The sequence below is a fragment of the Paenibacillus sp. JQZ6Y-1 genome, from assembly GCF_040719145.1.
Lineage (GTDB): Bacteria > Bacillota > Bacilli > Paenibacillales > Paenibacillaceae > Saccharibacillus > Saccharibacillus kandeliae.
On sequence record NZ_JBFDUZ010000005.1, the window covers coordinates 41,803 to 62,087 of the forward strand.

The window sequence follows — 20,285 nt, forward strand, 5'->3', positions numbered from 1 at the left end:
CTCTTTTAATATACAAACCCTCTTTTTGCATGTAGCCTTTCGTGCAAACAGCGTGGAATCTGCTTGACGCTCTAAATAGACAAATTTTACTTTTAATCCATTTTCTAATATTCATCGGTAAAAGTAAACAAAAATTTGATAGCGTTTGCAAATTTTTATCAAATTCTTGCGCTACTACAATTTTGCCGATGCTGACCTCTGCATTAAAGATTTACTCATCTATTTGTAAGCGGTTACAGTTGTACGCAAGAACATTCTATGATATTGCAACCCGATAAGCAATCCCTTTTTTGTAAAAGAAAAAAATATTTTTTGTCCTTATCTTTCATTCATATTTTCGTTAATAATAAATACATTTAAAATTGTTAGCGGAAGTGAGCGGAAGTACAGAAATTACAGAACGGATAAGGGTAAAAAAAGCCTTGCAAAAGTGCTTGTTTACAGGGGGTGTTGACCTTCATGAAATACGTATTCCTTTCATCTCAACAGCCCATTTTTAGCGAAAATATACAACCTCAAAGGTAGAGTGGAACCAGTTCCGTTTCGAAAATAAAGGTTTGTGCAATCGTGCGCACAGATAGCGAGATTTGATGCCATTTTTCCATATTCATTTTACAAAAGTTGAAATCGATATACGCAATTACGCTTGTGTCTTTTGCATAGGCTGGATAGAAACTAGATCGGATATAATGACATACAGCTTGCAAATGCGTCTATATCAATAACGCAAACTTTCCTCATTTTCCATATAAAGGACCCAAAATCAAATCTTCTTGCACCTAAATTATTGCTAAGTACCTATATCTTCTACCATAGGAGGATTGCTATATTAGGATGTGAAGCACATAATTTCCAATTAAAAGGAGGAAGATGATGAAAAAGTTTCTTTCGGCAGGCATGGCAACGGTGCTGCTACTGCCACTCGCAACAACCAATGTACATGCAGAAGCACCAGCCACAACTGTCCCCTCGACACCCACATCCAGTCAAACGCAGGTGAACCTGCCTAGCCAGAATGGTGATGCTCCTTCCCGTGTAGCTACCAATGTATATGGAGCATCACAGCAAACGGTAGATACCACTCCTACAACTATTGTACAGCAAGCAGCTTATAGTCTCGATCAGTTGAATATCTCTGCTCCATATGGTATCGCCTACTTCAATAACACAGTCTATGTCGCCAAGGGCAACCAAGGTCTGGATGCTGTCTCCTTATCAACAGGAACAGTCACCAAGGTCGTTTACGGAACAGATCTGAATATTCGTGCCATTACCGTCGACTCGCAAGGATCGCTCTATTACGCCATTCCTGATCCACAAAACCAACAGCAATCGTACATAAAAAAATGGGATGCCAATAAGCTTCAACGTCCAACTTCCGCAGCAGATGTAGCTAACAACAGTACGACTTACGCCCATATTACAGCAACTGATATTAGCCAGTTGGCGATGAGTCCGAGCAATCATCTATATCTTTCTATTAATAAAGGATGGTCATATGATCCGGGTATTCTACGCTGGAATGAATCGGGTCAATCACTGGAAGTCGTCTCTGAAGAAGGAGCGATGATCACTGCACTAGCATTTGATTCTAAAGGAAATCTGTATTTTAAAAGTTCTGTATCGCAGGAATACTACCCATTCGCTGCCCCCGGCATTATCAAAATTAGTGCTGCTCAATTGAGTGGAGTATTGCCAGCAGATAGTAGCACGATGCAATCCTACAAAATGGACAGGTCCCGTACAACAAACATTGCCAATCTGTTATTTCTACCAGATGGCAAATCGTATCAAACAATCAATAATACCATTACGCGTGTTTTCCCTGAATCCAGACCGATCGTTTCGATAGATTTAGATTCGATGGAGAATGTTGTGCAATTTGGTGATACCCCTGTTGTATCGAACCTTTTTATTGAGGATGAGACGTACTCCACCTTCCAAACTCACATTACGTATTCGCGGGATGGTAAGTCGATTCCGGCACCAGACACCACCGTACCGGGCGTTTATATGATCCATTACACAGCGACCAATCCTGCTGGTATTTCTTCGCTTGAGGTGACACAACAGGTGACAGTCCAACCGATTCCCGACAAGCTAACAGGCTGGAACATCAAAGGAATCTCTGCGATGGATGCGGACAGTCAGAATCTGTACATTGGCAACAATGAAATAAAAAATGATCCCAATCATGGTCTGTACAAAATCTCACTAAGCTCGCTACAAAAAACAAAACTTGCGGATATTGATGACATCGAAGCAGTAGCCGTCAATGCAAACGGAGACGTCTTTTTCAGCCGCTCCGACATTGAAGGCATGTTCTTCAAAATCGAAGCGAAATATTTGCAAGGTAGCAAACCGCTCTCTATGAATGAGCTGATGCAGCGTAGTCGTACGTATGCACCGTTTCTTTCGACCGACAAAAACGCGCCTAAGCAATATGTGAAAGGTTTGGATTTTGATGCACAGGGCAGATTGTACGCTTCGGTGCGAGTGAATGAGAAAACACTGCCGGTCTCCAAAATCGTTCGACTAAGCGGGGCTCAATGGAATCAATCTGTATTGATTGCCAAGCTGGATACCATTGCACACGATTTGGAAATTACCAAGTCTGGCAATCTGTATGTGAATGTATTGGACGTTGCTTACAGAAATGATAGCGGAACGTATAAAATCACCGCCAATCAGCTCAAATCGTTACCACTCTCGCAAGACAAGCTGAGTAAGATTGCGGCTCATGAAGGCGATTATGGTATTGCTTTTCTGAATGACGGCACTGGTTATGTCAGTCAGTTTCAGGATATTGTTTCAGATAAGCAAACGATTCTAGAATTGCCATTCAAAGATACGCCATAAGCGAATCTATTCTGCTCTACTGTTTTCTTGAATGCTGCTACATCTACAATGATCCATATAAATGCCCCGTATTTATGATGCGGGGCATTTGCTTTACCCGCCGCGTTTCGCTTACAAACGTTTCAATTCACATTCATATTGGCTAATATGTAACTGTTGCCTTATCACCAATAACCAAGGCGCGCCGATCCTTATATACACGTATACATCTTACTTTTCTATTTCGTTTATATAGCTCATTATCCCGATATTTTCACTCGGTAAATAATTCTGCTACAATAAACCATACACTACATACAAGGAGATGAATGAATATGTCGAACAAAACACGTCTGGGTAAAAGTGATCTGTGGGTGAATCCAATCGGGCTGGGAGCCAATGCGGTTGGTGGGCATAACCTGTATCCCAATCTGGATGAGGAAGCTGGCAAAGAGGTTGTACGTACGGCGGTTGCTAACGGACTGAACTTTATCGATACAGCATTCATCTATGGTCCTAAACGCTCTGAGGAGCTGATCGGCGAAGTACTCAAAGAAATCGGCAAGCGCGAGGAGCTAGTCATCGCTACCAAGGGCGCGCATAAATTCACCGAGCAAGGTGATGTGACGTTTGACAATTCCCCGGCATTTCTGCGTGATAGCGTGGAGAGCAGCCTGAAGCGTCTGCAAACCGATTATATCGACTTGTTTTACATCCATTTCCCAGATGAGTCCACACCAAAGGACGAAGCTGTAGGCGAGCTGAAAAAACTCAAGGATGAAGGCAAAATTCGTGCTATCGGCGTATCTAACTTTTCCATCGACCAGCTGAAGGAAGCCAACAAAGATGGCTATGTCGATGTGCTGCAATCCCACTACAATCTGTTTAAACGCGATGCAGAGCAGGATCTGCTGCCATATACCGCAGAACAGAATATTAGCTTTATCCCGTACTTCCCACTAGCTTCTGGTCTGCTGGCTGGTAAATATAATAGTGAAACCCGCTTCGACGACCTGCGCGCGCAAGACCCATTATTCGCAGGCGAAGCGTTCCAGCACAATCTGGAAAAGGTCGAAAAACTGCGCCCTATCGCTCGTGCCAAAGGCGTCGAAGTCGCTCATATCGTACTTGCTTGGTATTTGACCCGCGATTCGATTGATGCGATTATTCCAGGGGCTAAGCGCTCCGACCAAGTGCTGGATAACCTGAAAACACTGGATGTACAGCTAACTCCGCAAGAGATCGAACAGATTAACCATATTTTCGTCTAAACAGATGAAAAACGAATACTCACATCGTTCTATATGATAAATAAGAACATAGCATAACAAAAAGACCACAGCGCCCCTCTGCGAGGATACGCCGTGGTCTTTCTTTTGTATAACATCGTTCGTTTGATGTTGGAATACTGTTGCATGTTGCAATACTGTTTGCCGTTGGAATCGCACACAGCATCTAATGTCGCATATTGCATAACGCGTCCTTCACCTTAACACTTCATACGATCCGTTTATGCCGGATACCCTCCGCCCGGTGGCGGCCATGATCCTAGTAAGCGACGGATAATCACAATCTCACCGAGGTGGTATGTATTGTGCGACGCGATATTGCGCAGGAATCCAGCAACCGTCTCGGTTGGTACGTGCACGAGCGGTGCTGCCAGCTCCAGAGTCTGTGCCAGCTCACACGCGCTATCGATACCTTGCAGGAAATCGTCTAGCACTTGCTGCCATGCCATCTCATCGGCAGCACGATCCTCCTGCGGCCAGCTTTCGGCTGGAATCGGCGGACGCTGCGGCTGTTCTCCACGCACATGCGCCAGCATGAAATCCTGCCAGTACGTCATATGACTGATCAGCTGATGAATCGTATACGGCAGCCCATCTATACGCTGTCCAGATAGCTCCAAATCAATATCGGATAACGCTTTGGCAATCGGCAAGTGCCCTCTTTCCCCAATCAGGGATTGAACCAATGCTCTAGCAAAAGCCTGTTCTGCAGTTTGACTCATCTTCGTTCACCCTCCGTTTCTAGCTAAATGTATATCATTCAGCAGCAAATTTCAACGCGAGTACATAGTAGTGCAGTTAACAGTGTACAGCAATGAACATGCCTTCTGCCATTCATCGTTTCCGCCCCTACTCACATCGTCCACATATCGCTATGTACGACAAAAAGCCCCTCCGGTGCTCTCTACTGCATCTGCGTCACCAGTGAGGCTTTATTTTCTATCGCCTGTTGCCGCTAGTAGGATCGCCAATCGCTACGACGATCAAGCATTGTGGAAGCGATAAGCCAGCAATTGATCCTGCTCTGGCGTTTCGAGCGGCTCCTCGTCATATTTGTAATTGGTGTAATCGGTCAGCAATTGACGCCAAAAACGTCGAGTGTGCATATTGCGTCCCGTTGCATTCGTATGCAGCGCCCAGCTGCCTTTAAACTGTTCAAACACATGCGTCGCCGCCCGCTGCGCCAGCCCTTTACCACGGAAGGAACGCATGAGGAAAAACTCATGCAAAAAATACTGTGCCTGCTCCCCGTGCGGAATGTACGGCGGTGTGGATACGAGCGCAAAGCCTGCCGGAATGCCATCTACGCGCAGTAGAAACGGAAACAGAACGCCCGGATGCTGCCACCAGATTTTGAAGACGTCACTTTGCTGAGCCAGTGTTGCGCAGCATTCGTCTTCCTCAAATACGCCATATTGGTTCGGTGTGCGATCCCAGATTTCCGACATGTCATACAAATAAAAAGGATACATATTGCAAATAATATGCTTATCTGTCGCAGGGCAAAGCTCTACGTCCAGCTTATGTTCCATCATAGGTTCAAGTTCTGGATTGATATTCATACCAACCTCCTGCTAATTCGGGCATTGCCGCCGATGGGCAGCAAGCACCCTTCATTTTGTTACTTTTTCAATACGCCGGCTGCATGCCGCAGCGCCGCCATCGCCTGTTTCACAAAGGCGCGGTTTTCCGGCTCCCATTCGTTCGGATCGTCCATAAACGAATCCTCGATAAAATCCTCTAGCCCGCTAGCAATCTTCTTACGCTCCGCTGGATTGGCATTGCCCTTGCCACGTAGCGTCTGTACCGCCGTGCGCATATACCGGCACGATTGCTGTACAAAGGTATAGTCGTCCTTGTCCCATGCTTTGGGATTGTCCATATCGTAAAAGGCAATCCATTTCTCAATCTGGGTTGCCGCCTGTTTGTCATCCAATTGAGGCATTGTTCATTCTCCGTTCCGCAGCAGCAGCATGCTGCCCATCATCTTGATCTGGCTAGGCGTAGGCGCCGATTCGCCAACCTTTATTGTAGCCGCTTTGCATGATTCCGTACAGCCTACGTAGATATCGGATTCAGGAAGTCACTCGCTCCGGTGCAGAATCAGAGACAGCGCCCAGCTCATGTAGACGGTCTGAGTGGTACACATGCACCCCGCGCTGTTCCTTGCTGGCTATCCGGTAAAGCGCACGCGCTACGGTTTCCGCAGGAATCGCCTTGTACTTGGCTAACGCGCCGCCCATAAGCGGGGATAATGCTCTAGCAAGCACGGCACCAATACGTTCCCCTGCGCGGAATTCCTGACGCTCGCCAAGCAGCAGCGAAGGGCGTGCCGCAGAGAAAGACGGATAATCCAGCCCAGCCAGCTTTTGCTCCAGTTCTCCTTTGATCCGGTTGTAAAAGATTTTGGATGTATGGTCTGCACCCATCGCGCTGACCAGCAGCAACTGGGTAGCCCCCTGCCGCTTCGCCAGCTGCGCCAATGTCAGCGGATAAGTAACATCGATCCGGTACATGTTATCCTGTGTACCGGCTTTTTTGATCGTAGTGCCCAGACAGCAGTACACATCATCGGCAACCAGCAGATCCAGATGATCTTCTAAGTGTTCGTAATCTACGACAACCTGATTCACCCGCTTCATGCTTTCCCATTCTGGTACATGGTTTCGTACAAGAACGATGATTTGCCGGTATTCCGGCGCCTTTTGCAAAATAGACATCAGCGCGCTGCCTACCAATCCGGTTGCTCCGGCAATGAGTGCTACTTTATCGGTCATACGATCATCTCCAAACTTCATAAGTATGTACCGTCTGCTGCCGATGGAACGGTATGCAGCGGCATGATGGTTAATTCTCTATCCCTATACCTGCTTATGGTGGAGATGAGACTGCTCACACTGTCACAACAAAAAGGCGACACTGCCGCCATTCGTATGGACAATATAATCTGCGCCCAGACCTTTGTAAATCATACGTGAGTTGCTGCTTTCGGTAATGACATAAATCGGATCGCTTGTCCACGAGCGACACATCTGGATATAACGGCAGCACAACGGCAAACTCCGCTCAAACAGATACACTTTCCCGACCGTCATCTGCGGTAGACACCATTCATCCTGACGCTGCGTATCCAGCAGCAGTACATGATGGATGCCCATCCGTTCCATTCTTACTTTCTCACTATAGCTGTTCACGATCGCGGCAAAATCGATTCCTTTGACTTTGAGCAGCTGCATAAACTGCTCTCCTGCCCGCGTCGCCGGAGATACCAGCACATAAGACCTTGGTAACTCCGATTCCTGCTCCAACTCCATCTCTTTTCTCCTCCAATGTGTGAAGGCAAACAAAAAAGAAGCCGCACAAGAGGTACTCTCGCCGCTTCTCAAGCATTCCGAACAGCGCACAGCGGTGCCCTACCGGATGTCATGATCATTGTCGCCTCTCTTAATTCAGCTTACGAGGTTAGCTGACGGATTCGGGAGTAAGAGTCTCCCTACGGACAGGATCTGCGGTTCCCCACATGTCTCCTTGTTCCGATTCACCCCTGAAAAGCACCTATGGCACTTCTCGCTGGTTCCCCCGCTCTCCGCACAATTTGTTCTGCCCAGATGGCAGTACAACATACGGACATTCAGCTGGTAACGACATACGCATACAGCGATATGCCGAAATTTATGAACTTGAGACGAATCATACTCCCGTCCACGATCAAAGTAAAGGCAGACAGAATGTGGTTTTGTGTCAATTTGATGGTTCAGGCAGATGATGCAATGACTTTTCTCTCGTATTCGCTTGCTTACGCCATATTATTTCATTTTCCTGCAATTTTGCGAAAACAATAGCAAAACCGAGCATTATGACGATGCGGCTGCGAATCGCTGTGATGAATCCGATTACATGACTATCTTCCATCCCAAATCGGCAAGGATGAAGATTGGATTTCATTTACGCTGTCATGGAAATGTCCTATGATGGCTCACAACTAAACCTCACATTACAAGGAGTGTATGTATAAATGATCATGACTGCTGTTCCGCTCGTTGAAGAGATTGTCCGTCCGCATGGTGTTGCTGTTGATACGGCGCGTATCCGTCATATGGAGCTGTTTGTATATGACCATCAACGGCTGGCATTGCCGGATCACTGCGAATTTTTGCATTGCGGATTGCTGCGTATGTGTGGCAGTGGTGCAGCGGGCTGGGCAGAATTTGAATTCTCCGACGGTACGACTCATCTGGATCTGGTGAAATGGGCATCTGTGTTTACGAGGCTCAAAGGGCAGACGGGCATGCAGGCGGCACAGTATATGCAGCAGCATGAATCGCAATGGGGCTTTACCCGCACCCATCTGGCAAGCGAGGCACTAGTGGACTGGCAGAAAAGCCTGATCGGTGCCGAAAGCAATCAAGCAAATAGCAGAGCTACCGTATCTTCTTTACCTGCGGAGCGGAATTTTTTGAGTCATTATTGCAGCGCATATTATTCTTTTTAGTCTATGCTGGTTAAGTGTCTGTATGGGCGTGAACAAACGGCTTGTTAGCCGTTTGGGGACACTGGCATCTACCTTATGACAATTGATACTTATACAAAGGGGCGTTACAGGTCATGCACGAAGAAAAGATCATGGTCGGTGTACACTACAATCTGAATGGGGAACGGCTGATTCGGCGCGGCATCCGGCTCGCCCAGCTGCTTCAGGCACCACTGATCGTACTGAGTATACTGGATGAACCCGTGAGCGAACTGGATATGGAAGACCAGAATTACTACAACAGCTGGAAAAAGCTGACCGAAGAAGCAGGCGGTACTTTTATGGTCGTGCAGCGCGAAGGACGCGATCTGGCAGAGGCGATCGCCATGGCAGCACACCGCAGTCAGGTGACACAGCTTATTATCGGGCAATCGGTACGTTCCTTTTGGGAGGAAATGACTGGCGGCTCGCTGATCAATGACCTGCTGGAGCATCTGGGCGCCATCGATCTGCATATTGTGGCGGTACAGCGGATGAAAGCCAATTTGGAAGAAACACATGAGGATGGCGTGGAAGTGGATGTGATTCACACACCAAAAGGCTACCAGATTCGTTACGAAACCGACAAACCCATTGTGGCGGAAGGTGTCTTTTTTAAGAAGATGCATACGGATTTTGAAAATGGGCTGCTAAAGCTGCATATCGATGGAGAATATCAGTATTTGAAGGTATCGAAGGGTACATTGGTCGATGCCGAGCCGCTGGAACGGATGCTAGATATGCAGGATTAAGAGGTTTCTTTTTGCTTTGTGTTTTTCCTTTGCGTTTTGCCTACAAAAAGCGTATGATGTAACGTGCTGGCTGACATCGTCTGACAGCTTTTACGTGCTTTTTGATGGAAAGGAAGGGTAAAACGTTGAATACATTAACACCAATGAAACGGTTGGCGCTGATTGCGTCGCTGGTTTTTTTATGGGGCATTTCATGGTCGATTTATAAGGTGGCGCTTGCCTATACACCGCCGGTGCTGTTTGCCGGGCTTCGTACACTGATCGGCGGATTGCTGCTCATGATCATTATGCTGCCGCGCAGACGGCTTATTCGCTGGAAGCAAAACTGGCGTGCTTATGCGATTTCGGGCTTGCTGAATGTGGCATTATTTTATGGATTGCAGACGGTTGGCTTGATGTATCTGCCATCCGGGCTGTTCTCGGTGCTGGTTTATTTGCAGCCAGTGCTAGTCGGGTTGTTCGCTTGGATGTGGCTGGGTGAGTCCATGTCATGGCGCAAAGTGATCGGATTGCTGCTGGGCTTTGCGGGGGTTATCTCGGTTAGTGCGGGCGGATTCTCCGGTCATGTTGCTGTCGTTGGCGTGGTGCTAGCTCTGGTAACAGCACTAAGCTGGGCGCTCGGAACTGTATTTATCAAAAAAGCGAATCAGACCACTGATGCACTGTGGATGGTCGCCTTCCAATGTACCTTAGGTGGCGCACTGCTGACTGCCGCAGGCTCCGCTACTGAACAATGGTCGGATATTACGTGGAATGCACCGTACTTGTTCGGGCTGATCTTCGGTATTATTTTCGGAATTGCGCTGTCGTGGATGATCTACTTCACGCTGGTTGGTGCTGGCGATGCGAGCAAAGTCGCTTCGTATACATTCCTTGTGCCGCTGTTATCGGTATTCATCGGTACCCTTTTACTGCATGAGCCATTTACATGGTTCCTGCTGCTGGGTCTGGTACTGATCGGAATTAGCATCTATCTGGTCAATCGCAAACCGCGTCGTGCGCCTGTGATGGTTGGTACTGACGGGTAGAGATGATCGATTCGTAGGCTGGATAGGATCTACGCTAGATCATTGCATACAAGGCTGCACGATTGTATAAAAAAAGCTTATTCGTCTGAGGATGAATAAGCTTTTTTGTATGTCGTTATCGCTCTTTGTATATCATATCTCTCTATGTCGTGTCTTTGTATGTCATCTTTTCGTTTGGCTTGGCGATTCTATTGTTTACGTATCTTGTTTCTTTCATGCTATATGGTTGCTTTTATCCTATATCGTTCCTTATACCTTATATCATTGTTTCTATCTTGTATCATTGCTTCTATGTTACTTCTGTGTTGCTACTATCTTGTACCGTTTCTTCTATATAGAAGAAATATAGTAGACAGACAATAGAAGGAATATGTCAGACGAGCCACACTGCACTTCGCAGACTCCATTCTACTGTAAGCCTCTACTTCTGTATGATGATCCTGCTATCCATTCTCAAATCACTTCGTACCAATCTGCCTGCCAAGCGCCATTGGTTCTTCCCGGTAAATGCCCGCCGGATTCCAGTACGGTGATCACTGCTAGCTCACATCCATGCCAAAGTAAAAAGCTAGCGCCCGGCTCCCACGACTCTAGCGCAGGGTTTTGCAGCAAACGCATCTCTCCATACGTATTCCATGACTGCTCTACTTTTCCCGTAATGTGCAGCTGTATATCCCAAGCATGCATAGTACTATTCTCTTCCCCGCTATCGGTACCATCATTCACTGTCTGAACACAGTCGGTCACCATTTCACCTTCTACTGCATAAAACCATTGCCTATACGGCAATTGCGACGGGTCAATGTTCCATTCGATCCATACTGGAATAGGGTTCATGTATATTTCCTCCTTTGATATGCAAGACGATATGTCGTATCCATTTATAACGGACGATCCAATCGCAATTGTCGAATCGCACGGTAAGTATCCCAATTAAACTCCTGCCAAGCAGCATCGCCAGTCAGCAAATATTCGTTATCGGTATGCAGTCGCTTCCGCAGCTCTGGCAATTGATGTTCATAGCTAAAGCGCAGTAACATTGGAATCGCTGCTGGGGATAAGGTAAGTAAATACTCCTGATCCAGCTCGCCCGTCTGTTCATACCGCTGCATATTGCGCTCGGTAATGATATGATCCATGCCGATATAATTGACCAGCACATAGGCAACTAGACCGAACACGATATAGCAGTGAATAAGCGGCAAGCGCGGGATATAGATGCGTAGCCCTGCCAGCACAAGCAATACGCCCAGAAACAGCATAAAGGCATGCACCAGAAAACGAATCACCGTATACCCATACGCCTGTTCATATAGCAGCAGCCGCATAAATGCCGAACACAGCATAACCGCCGAGCAGATCACCAGAATTAGCAGTAAAAATCGGGTCAGCATACGCAAGCCTGCACCTGCTTCCCCACTGCCATACAATGCCGATAACAAGATCACAAAGTTCAAGCCAGTCACCAGTACCAGTTCACCAAAACCACTGCGAGCATATTCAGCATACGTGCTTCCATCCGGCAAATACCCTTGCCCCGCACCGAACAGATAGGAGAATTGCAAACTAACGAACAGCAGATACACCAAATTGATCGCTATCAACACGGTTGCCAGTATAACCGGGTCCAATCGCGGCATAACAAAAGGCGGTGCCTGCGGTACAGGATTGGACATAGGAGCTACGGATGGCTGTATTTCGGTAGTTACGACAGTTTCGTCAGCAGGAGATGCTGCTGGTTCTGTCACAGGCGCATGTTTCACCGGCTCATGACGATACGGTTTAATAAATCCCCATATATACGCGAATAGCATAAAGCCTATGATCACGATCCATAACAAGCGCAGTGTTCCCTCGGTAAAGGAAAGATGCGGCAGCCAATTCGGCACGTGAATGAGCATTTGCTGAAACATCCCATCTGCCGAAGACAGCAGACCGATGATGATCAACAACAGCGGAACCGCACACAGCAAGCCCAGCAAAATTTTGCCTAATAGCCGCTTATGCTGTTGCTGCATACGACGTGCCGCCCGCTGATACAGCATGCGCAGCGGTGTAGGCAGATGAGCTGGCAATTGCAGCAGCAGATGATCCATTGCTGCATAGATGATCGACATTCGTGCCCAATTCGGACGGCGATCACTGAGCATATACGCCATATGACCAAAAATCAGCCCCGGCACAACAAGCATATTCAATACATAGAAAAATCCATCGGCAAACAATCCATACGTCAATGACAGCAATAAGATCGCCGTAGTCAACAAACGGCTAAACCAAGAGCCACGCCGTAATCGATCGCCAGCATAGGTATACATATACAAGTAAAATAAAATCACAAATATCGGATACGATATGCCATACAAATGATCGTAAAACAAATACTGATGAATCGCCGCCAGCGCAAACGCCGTACCTAACACGATGCCCGCTCGTCGCGGCGTCACAATCAGCTTTTCATACATCGGTGGTGCCCTCCTCAGAAGAACGCACGTAGGCATTCGTTGATCCGGCAAGAGGATGGAAAGCTGCCATGCAAGCACGCGCTTCTGTCGTCCGCCGGTACAAGTTACATTGTAGATGTTAAAATAAGAAGATAAATAGAAGAAATTGTATCCAAAATTTCGTATTTTAATCTATAGCATCTCTCGTATGACTTGGATAACCTGAATGACTCAGATCACTTAGAGGATTTGGAAGACTTACAGAATTTAGATAATGTAGAACGCAAGATGGCTGTGAGGACAGCATAGGTATAGAGGAAAAGGAGTGAGCCAGATGAAGCTGCATCGGCAGTTTTTGCTGCTGCATTCACGGTACGGAGAGCAGCAGATCAATCCGGTAACGCTGGATGAAGTGGCGGAGGTGCTGGAGTGTACGCACCGCAATGCACTGACTATTATCGGGCGTATGCGACAGCAGGGCTGGATCGATTGGCAATCGCAGCGCGGTCGTGGTAAGCGGTCGCTGCTGATCTTTGCGGTACTGCCAGAACAGATTGCGCTGGAATCGATGATGCACACGATTCGGCGTGGGGATATTCGTACCAGTATTGACCAGATTCGGCAGCAGGCACGTTCGCCAGAGCTGGACGGGCAATTGCAGGAGTGGCTGCTGTCATACTTCGGTGCGCATTCAGAGATGCAGCAGGATCGGCAGATTGATCGACTGCGTTTGCCGATTCGGCAGCAGATTCACACCGTCGATCCGCTGTATATGAATTTGCTGGCAGAGTCGTTTGTGTGCAGTCATATTTTTGACGGATTGGTGCGCAAGGACAGTTCAACTGGCATGATCATGCCGCATCTCGCTCATGCGTGGGAAGTGGATGAGGCGCGCACAGGTTGGACGTTTTATTTGCGTAAGGATGTACTATTTCATCATGGGCAGACGCTGACAGCGGACGATGTGGTGTATACCTTTCAGCGGCTCATGAATAGCTCGCAGCCGTCGCTGTATCGATTTATTTTCCGGCAATTGGAGCATGTGCAGGCGCTGCATGATACGGCTGTCCATATTCAGCTGCGTCAGCCGAATGAATTGTTTGTATCGTTTCTGTGTACCAGTCGGGCAGTCATCGTGCCGCAGGGCTTGAATCGACGACCGGAACTGGAATTTGGGCTGCGCCCAAGTGGAACCGGACCGTTTCGACTAGTGGAGCGTGAGGAGAATGTGGTCATGCTGGAAGCATTCAAGCCTTATTTTCAAGGGAGACCGCATCTGGATCGAGTAGAGATTGTACATATTCCGTGGCGGTCGCGCCGATTGGAGGACGATGCAGAGGGAATAAGCGATCCGGTATCGCCGTTTCAGGTCATTCCTAATCCGGCAGCGACCTCGCAGCCCAATACATGGAGTCAGCTGCCTTCGCCAGTATCCGTGCGTAAGTTTGTTACGTTCAATACGGAAAAGAATGGACCGCTGCAACAGCCAGATGTACGGCGGCATATTTGTGAGTGTTTGCAGGGTTGGGATGGAGAGGATATGGAAGTGAACGCTACTGAGAGGGATAGCACGGCGCCCATCATCGCAGAACAGACTTTCTGTCTTCGCATGTTGACCATTCCACAATATCGGCGCGACGCGAATCGGATTGCCGACAGACTGCGTGGGGCGGGATACGATTGCGAAGTGCGTTCGGTGCCAGTCGAGCATTTCAAAGGCGATGTACGGCTGGAATCTGATCTCATCCTCTTCTCCCTTATCCGTGATCAGGATGAGCAGCTGCGATTGTACGATCTGTATGAAACCTTATCCGGTCACGTCGAGCGACATACACAGATTGATATTGAACATCGGTTGCACGACATTCAGCGCCAGCCCGATCCGCAGCGACGCATGGAAGGATTTGAGGATATTCAGCAGCGACTTATTAGCAGTCACCAGCTACATGTGCTGTATGAAAAGTCCGTACAAACCGCGTATTTACCTACCGTGCGCGGCATCACATTTAACAGCCAAGGCTGGGTCGATTTGCGGCATATCTGGTTTCCACCACAGCTGTAAATGGCAGCAACGGTACAATCCATTGGATATCGCTGAGGCTTTGTCCCTGCGGCAAGTCACCAGAAGGAGCAGAGGAAGCTGAGGGGTATGCCTACGTTTGCATGTTAGCTATTCTATCCAAAGGAGCATGCAGTCAGATAGCATCATTCGGGTCTTAGCTCCCTACTTTGTCTGCTTGTTGAATGACTGGAATTCCTACCAATTCGGATAAAGCCGAGCAAGGTAATGGTCGCATGGGTAGTACTTTTTTACTGCACTCGATTCGTCTGATTTTTGGCTGTTTACTGGAAATCCCCTCGGGTAATAACATAACGTGGCGCTGACACAGCACACCGAATATCAAGAAAAATTCTGACAAGGAGTGAATAGAAAATGGCAAACAACAACAGCAATAACAACAACGGCAAAATGAGCAGAGAAGAAGCAGGTCGCCTTGGTGGAGAAGCCACTTCTAAAAATCACGACAAAGAATTTTATCAAGAGATCGGTCAAAAAGGTGGACAAGCAACATCCGATTCCTACGGTAAGGAATTTTATCAGGAAATCGGTGAAAAAGGCGGAGAAGCAACAGCCAAGTCTCATGACAAAGAGTTCTATCAAGAGATCGGTAGCGAGGGCGGGAAAGCCCGTAGTGATTCTGATGGAATGAGTCGCGAGGAAGCAGGACGCAAAGGCGGACAAGCACGCTCCAAAAACAATAACAACGATTAAACGAACGTCAAAGCAAGCCATCCGTAAAAAGAAAACCCATACCCCGGGAATGTAATAAGGATGATCGTATGACCGATACAGAAGTCCAACGGAGGGCATCTGTAACGGGCAAGATGAGATCGATACAACGCACGGGCTAACAAGAGAACTCTGTGATGCAGAGTTCTCTTTTGTTGTGTACTGCATTTGGCAGCATGTGAAGTGGTAGAACAGTGGCTTCATTGTATTGGAATAAAAGCTTTCCACCAGCTTATTTAAAGTAAGATCATTTGTGGAACGATTTGGGAGCGGGCGAATATTAAAGCAGCGTAGCGCAACGAAAAACCCGTCCTTGAGAGCGGACGGGTTGAATTGATTTGGACAAATAATTTTATATGCTGTATCTTACCAATGAAACTCAGCAGATTCATATTCTATATAGGATGACGTTGCCCCTACACTGCTCCAAGAAGCAAAAGATCACTTATTTACGTTCAGGTAATGTAATTTCGTCTACATAATTGGTAGCCATCATTTGCGCTACTTGCGCCGGGTCTTGCGTTTGACCGAGTACCCACATCATCTTGGTCGTTAGCGCTTCCGTTGTCATATCATAACAAGGGATTACGCCTTTTTCCAATGCGCGTTGACCGACCTCGTAGATGGTTAGATCGCCGCCTTCGTACAGACATTGCGTCGTTACGACGATGCTAACGCCCTTTTGCACCAATTCTTCGATCTTGTCGATCAGATTGATTTCCTTGAATGGTACACCGCCCATGCCGAAGCCCTCGACGATAATACCGCGATACCCTAGCTGATGCACCGCATCGAAAATGTCCGGTCGCATCCCCGGAATCAGCTTGATCAGAAACACATCTGGTGAGTAATGGTCGTTATAGCTATGCACTGGCGGATGCGAGATTGCTGGAATCTCGTTATAACGGATATGGTCCTCTTCGAGATAACCGATATACGGATGATTGATGCTTTCAAAGGCATCGTAGCTTTTCGTTTTAACTTTGGAAGCACGGGCGCCGTTAATAATTTTGCCATTGAATACGACAAATACACCGGTCAGCTCGCTAGATGCTGTACGGAACGCATCCTTGATATTTTTACGGGAATCACTGTATTCCGCCAGCACAGACACCTGCGAACCGGTAATCACAACCGGCTTGTCCAGCTTGCCCAACATAAAGCTCAGTGCAGAAGCTGTATACGCCATCGTATCTGTACCGTGAGCAATGACGATGCCATCATAGGCAGGCAGCTGCTCATGCACGGTGCGAGCAATGGTCACCCACTCTTCCGGCTGGATATTGGTGCTGTCGACACTCATTAGATTCATCGCTGCAATATGACAAATATCCTTTAATTCGGGTACAGCTGCTACTACATTTTCCGCCGATTGGGTTGGCGTCAAACCATGACCTTCCGCCGATGAAGAAATCGTACCGCCTGTGTTGATAAACAAAATATTTTTCATTGCCCGCTTCCCTCCGTATCGTATACCTGACAACAACTAAATTTAACACTTTTACGTGGTGGTGTAAATTGATATATACGAATGAATATAAGGAAAATGATACGGGCTTTGATAACTATATCGTTTGATCCATGCGCGAATGCTCCATTTGCAAAAACTCATCCAATCGGCGCTTCTGATGCAAATGATGACGATAGTGCATCTCTGTCAGCATAAACCATTCTGTAGCGGTCAAGTCGCCAAGTCGTGGATGTCTAACCGTGTAATGGGACGGGATATGCTGTACTCGTGCTGCCAATGGCTGAATACGGCTACGTACCTGCTGTAGACCTGCTTGCAGCTGTTCTCGGCTCATAGGCTGCTGTGGAGTATATGCTGGATGGGGCGGTACTCGAACTGGCTCAGGCGGAAAGGAGCCTTTTGCAAACAACATCGTGCCAATATCTGTTTTGCCCTGTGCTTCCGAATGAGTGGCGTTACCCTGAGCCTGCTCCTGCTGCTCCGATTGACGTATACATTCGTCAATATTGGCAAACTGCATACCCAGTGCGGAGCCGATCAAATGATTGTACATTTGCCCCAACGACCATTGCTCCTCGCCCGGCTTCCGTGTTAACTGCTCCATATCATACCGTGCCAGCTGTTCTGTATAGTACGTAATCGACTGCTCCAAGCGTTGTGCGACCATATTCATATCCATTTTCTTTTCCTCCTCTGTGTGTAAGTGGCGACTGCATCTAGAATAGTCTGCGCTACAAGCAGCCACCGCTTTACCTCATACATGAAGTATATAAAAGAGCTACTGACAACAGCATGTCAGTAGCTTTTCAGCATTTGATGAAGTTCTTGGGTAATTTCGGTGCGCAGCTCTTCCGGCTCCAATACGACTGCCCCGCTGCCCCAGCCGATAATTGTATGAATCACATCCTGAACCCGGCGCACACGCAGCGTCGCGACCGTGCCCTGATGCTCTTCCATCAAAGAGTCCAAGTAAAAGCTGCCGCCTTCTTTTAGCCGTGCCGCAATCGCTTGACTGACCTGTACCCTCACTTGGATATGGCGGTCATCTGGCGCTCGGTACTCATGAAATGCAAAGCCTTCTGGCCATACAAACTCCTGCTCCTGCATACTCAGATTCATCATACGTGACAGGCGAAAATGGCGAATCTGCTGCCGCAGCGTACAATATCCAACCAGCATCCAGCAGGTACGTGTCAACACTAGTCCGTAAGGTTCCACCGTGCGTAGCTGCCGACCAGAAGCAGCAAGAGACTCACCCGGTTTCACATACTCAAACTGTATTCGTTTTCTAGCGGAAATGGCTTCGCAGATGAGCGGGATATGACGATTATCCTCTGGCAGTATATCGCCTTGCGTCCCGATCAGCCGAATAGATTCACGAATCGCCGATGCTTGAACCAGCACCTCATCTGGTAAGACAAATGCCAGCTTATTCCCTGCCTGCTCCGCTTCCCGCTTATAATATCCGCCAAAATGCTGCTTCACAAACTCTGTACCTAGCAGCGCGGCAACCGCTTCATTGGCCGTCAAGCTGACCGGTGGCAAAAAGTAGCCTTCCATCAGCGCATAGCCCTGTCCCGGTGAACCCATGAGCGGCACGCCCGACTCGCTTAGCGCCTGCATGTCTCTGTAAATCGTGCGTACGCTCGTCTCGAATGTATCCGCCAGATCCTGTGCCTTGACCATATGTGAACAACGCTGTAGTTCCAGCACAATCGCCAGCATGCGCTCTGTTTTGTTCATCCGCCGTTCTCCCTTCTGATTCGTCGTGGTTTTTTGGATTGGTTATGGGTATTCGAATATCCATTATGTACAGCCTTATCTATTTCACATTACTCGTTAATCTTTTCAGAAATATAATAAGAACCGAATCCTTGTGGTTTATGCAATTAGTAGATCCAAAAGACACGTATCGCAAAAAACACCTGTACCTCTCCTTGTGAAAATTAAACAAGATAAGAATGCTTTTTGAGGTTAATCCCCTGTACATAGTGAAACAAGGTTTAGGTAAGTACTCATGAAGATTAAAAAATATCCTTACTAAATAATGGATAAATGTAAATTAAATCTATTATCCACAAATGCATTCTAGGTATGTTTGTAATTTTTTCATCTGTAGCTGTGAAATCGAAGGCTTACCATTTTGATAAATAATTACAGCTTGCTAAACTTTATTTACTTCAGCTAGGGTAGTTAAAAACTTTAGAAGACGCAGGGTTAAAATCCCATAAAATGTTGGTATGCTTATTCACCTCATATATTTTGTACTTTAAGTTTAAAGTTAAAATAACTATACTTTTTAATTTCGATAAATTCTATTAGGACTATATAGGATATTAAATGCAAGAATAGAGTGTTGGATAGTTTTCTCGCAAATCTACATTCGACTACAACAACTATAAAATTCGGCTATTAAGGTATTGACTACAACTCGAGTAAGTGCTATAGCGTAATTTGAAGCGAAACAGTATACTAATAAAGTACATAAAAAACAATAATTTTCTTTGTGTTCCAAAAATTGTATTTATATTTGAAAGGGAGGTATGCTGCTTGACTAAAGCAGATTTTTTAAAGGTAGTAGCTTCACATGGATATGATATTTACTTTGGTGCGAAGAGGCATCTGGCTACATATGACATTATAGAAAAATTCCCGAAATCGATTGCGTTAATTGGTGTATGTATCGGGGTTGTTCAACTATGGAAGCCGAATCTTCCACACAATGATCTGATTTCAGTAGGCTTAGTATTAATTAGTATTCTTGCATATACGATTACCCAGTATGATGCTGAAAAAGAGAAATATAACAATGTTGGTAAAGAGTTGATACGTCTATATAAAGAGCTTAAAGCGCTGTACTATAAGGCTAAAGGCGATCAGAATTTTAATTATGAGCATTATGAGCTTGAACTAAATCGCATTTTGGATGAGTATAGTAACTTAGGTATATCAAAACAGATTTTTTTCTCTAACACTCGTGCTCATATTACATTTTTTGGAGAATCACAAATTGAATGGATGAATGAGCAGCTAGAGTTTAAACTTTGGAAAGATAAGATTCCAGGAGTATATAAAATATTGATTTATTTATTTTCAATATTAATTGCTCTCCTTATAGTCGGAGGCCTGGTTAAATTATTAATTGATTATCTAATATAAAGG

General features: G+C 46.6%; 18 protein-coding genes and 1 riboswitch. Of the genes, 8 read left to right on the plus strand and 10 right to left on the minus strand.

Annotated features, from left to right (window positions below):
- Window positions 1–873 precede the first annotated feature (873 nt).
- Window positions 874–2,859, plus strand: coding sequence for a hypothetical protein (locus tag ABXR35_RS20285; protein WP_367063872.1), 1,986 nt, complete (start codon window positions 874–876; stop codon window positions 2,857–2,859).
- A gap of 314 nt (window positions 2,860–3,173) precedes the next feature.
- Entirely contained in the window at window positions 3,174–4,109 is a 936-nt protein-coding gene (locus ABXR35_RS20290; RefSeq protein ID WP_367063873.1) for an aldo/keto reductase, read from the plus strand.
- 239 nt (window positions 4,110–4,348) lie between these two features.
- Here ABXR35_RS20290 and ABXR35_RS20295 read toward each other — a convergent pair whose 3' ends face one another.
- From ABXR35_RS20295 to ABXR35_RS20315, 5 genes are all read right to left on the minus strand, one after another.
- Entirely contained in the window at window positions 4,349–4,849 is a 501-nt protein-coding gene (locus tag ABXR35_RS20295) for a DinB family protein (protein ID WP_367063874.1), read from the minus strand.
- A gap of 261 nt (window positions 4,850–5,110) precedes the next feature.
- Complete coding sequence (locus tag ABXR35_RS20300) at window positions 5,111–5,689, minus strand: GNAT family N-acetyltransferase (protein ID WP_367063875.1); 579 nt, start codon at window positions 5,687–5,689, stop codon at window positions 5,111–5,113.
- A gap of 59 nt (window positions 5,690–5,748) precedes the next feature.
- On the minus strand, window positions 5,749–6,072 hold the full coding sequence (locus ABXR35_RS20305) for a hypothetical protein (RefSeq protein ID WP_367063876.1): 324 nt from the start codon (window positions 6,070–6,072) through the stop codon (window positions 5,749–5,751).
- Window positions 6,073–6,202: 130 nt separating this feature from the next.
- Window positions 6,203–6,904: an oxidoreductase gene (locus ABXR35_RS20310; RefSeq protein ID WP_367063877.1), complete on the minus strand. Its 702-nt coding sequence runs from the start codon at window positions 6,902–6,904 to the stop codon at window positions 6,203–6,205.
- A 123-nt stretch (window positions 6,905–7,027) separates the two neighbouring features.
- Window positions 7,028–7,441, minus strand: coding sequence for a hypothetical protein (locus tag ABXR35_RS20315; RefSeq protein ID WP_367063878.1), 414 nt, complete (start codon window positions 7,439–7,441; stop codon window positions 7,028–7,030).
- Window positions 7,442–7,563: 122 nt separating this feature from the next.
- Window positions 7,564–7,742: riboswitch (cyclic di-AMP (ydaO/yuaA leader) on the minus strand.
- Between the two features lie 400 nt (window positions 7,743–8,142).
- On the opposite strand from ABXR35_RS20315, the gene ABXR35_RS20320 reads away from it, so the two are divergent.
- The 3 genes from ABXR35_RS20320 (at window position 8,143) to ABXR35_RS20330 (ending at window position 10,417) form a co-directional block, all read left to right on the plus strand.
- The gene (locus tag ABXR35_RS20320) at window positions 8,143–8,619 is read left to right on the plus strand and encodes a hypothetical protein (protein ID WP_367063879.1); all 477 of its coding nucleotides are present in this window, start codon (window positions 8,143–8,145) and stop codon (window positions 8,617–8,619) included.
- Between the two features lie 113 nt (window positions 8,620–8,732).
- Complete coding sequence (locus ABXR35_RS20325) at window positions 8,733–9,389, plus strand: universal stress protein (protein WP_367063880.1); 657 nt, start codon at window positions 8,733–8,735, stop codon at window positions 9,387–9,389.
- A gap of 125 nt (window positions 9,390–9,514) precedes the next feature.
- Window positions 9,515–10,417, plus strand: a complete 903-nt coding sequence (locus ABXR35_RS20330; protein WP_436669397.1) for a DMT family transporter — start codon at window positions 9,515–9,517, stop codon at window positions 10,415–10,417.
- 453 nt (window positions 10,418–10,870) lie between these two features.
- On the opposite strand, the gene ABXR35_RS20335 is transcribed toward ABXR35_RS20330, so the two are convergent.
- Together ABXR35_RS20335 and ABXR35_RS20340 are read right to left on the minus strand one after the other, a co-directional pair.
- Window positions 10,871–11,254, minus strand: a complete 384-nt coding sequence (locus tag ABXR35_RS20335) for a hypothetical protein (RefSeq protein ID WP_367063881.1) — start codon at window positions 11,252–11,254, stop codon at window positions 10,871–10,873.
- 44 nt (window positions 11,255–11,298) lie between these two features.
- Window positions 11,299–12,882 (minus strand): DUF4153 domain-containing protein, encoded by a 1,584-nt coding sequence (locus ABXR35_RS20340; RefSeq protein ID WP_367063882.1) that lies wholly within the window; start codon window positions 12,880–12,882, stop codon window positions 11,299–11,301.
- Window positions 12,883–13,195: 313 nt separating this feature from the next.
- On the opposite strand from ABXR35_RS20340, the gene ABXR35_RS20345 reads away from it, so the two are divergent.
- The gene (locus ABXR35_RS20345) at window positions 13,196–14,923 is read left to right on the plus strand and encodes an ABC transporter substrate-binding protein (RefSeq protein WP_367063883.1); all 1,728 of its coding nucleotides are present in this window, start codon (window positions 13,196–13,198) and stop codon (window positions 14,921–14,923) included.
- A 372-nt stretch (window positions 14,924–15,295) separates the two neighbouring features.
- Window positions 15,296–15,634, plus strand: a complete 339-nt coding sequence (locus ABXR35_RS20350; RefSeq protein ID WP_367063884.1) for a KGG domain-containing protein — start codon at window positions 15,296–15,298, stop codon at window positions 15,632–15,634.
- 463 nt (window positions 15,635–16,097) lie between these two features.
- On the opposite strand, the gene ABXR35_RS20355 is transcribed toward ABXR35_RS20350, so the two are convergent.
- From ABXR35_RS20355 to ABXR35_RS20365, 3 genes are all read right to left on the minus strand, one after another.
- Window positions 16,098–17,102 carry an asparaginase gene (locus ABXR35_RS20355; RefSeq protein WP_367063885.1) on the minus strand — a complete coding sequence of 335 codons (1,005 nt, stop codon included), beginning with the start codon at window positions 17,100–17,102 and terminating at the stop codon, window positions 16,098–16,100.
- Window positions 17,103–17,217: 115 nt separating this feature from the next.
- Complete coding sequence (locus ABXR35_RS20360; protein WP_367063886.1) at window positions 17,218–17,802, minus strand: DinB family protein; 585 nt, start codon at window positions 17,800–17,802, stop codon at window positions 17,218–17,220.
- 116 nt (window positions 17,803–17,918) lie between these two features.
- A complete protein-coding gene (locus ABXR35_RS20365; RefSeq protein ID WP_367063887.1) occupies window positions 17,919–18,866 on the minus strand; it encodes a helix-turn-helix transcriptional regulator in 948 nt (315 codons plus the stop codon).
- Window positions 18,867–19,673: 807 nt separating this feature from the next.
- Between ABXR35_RS20365 and ABXR35_RS20370 the strand changes: the two genes are divergently transcribed.
- Window positions 19,674–20,282, plus strand: coding sequence for an SLATT domain-containing protein (locus ABXR35_RS20370; RefSeq protein WP_367063888.1), 609 nt, complete (start codon window positions 19,674–19,676; stop codon window positions 20,280–20,282).
- The last annotated feature ends 3 nt before the right edge of the window (window positions 20,283–20,285 follow it).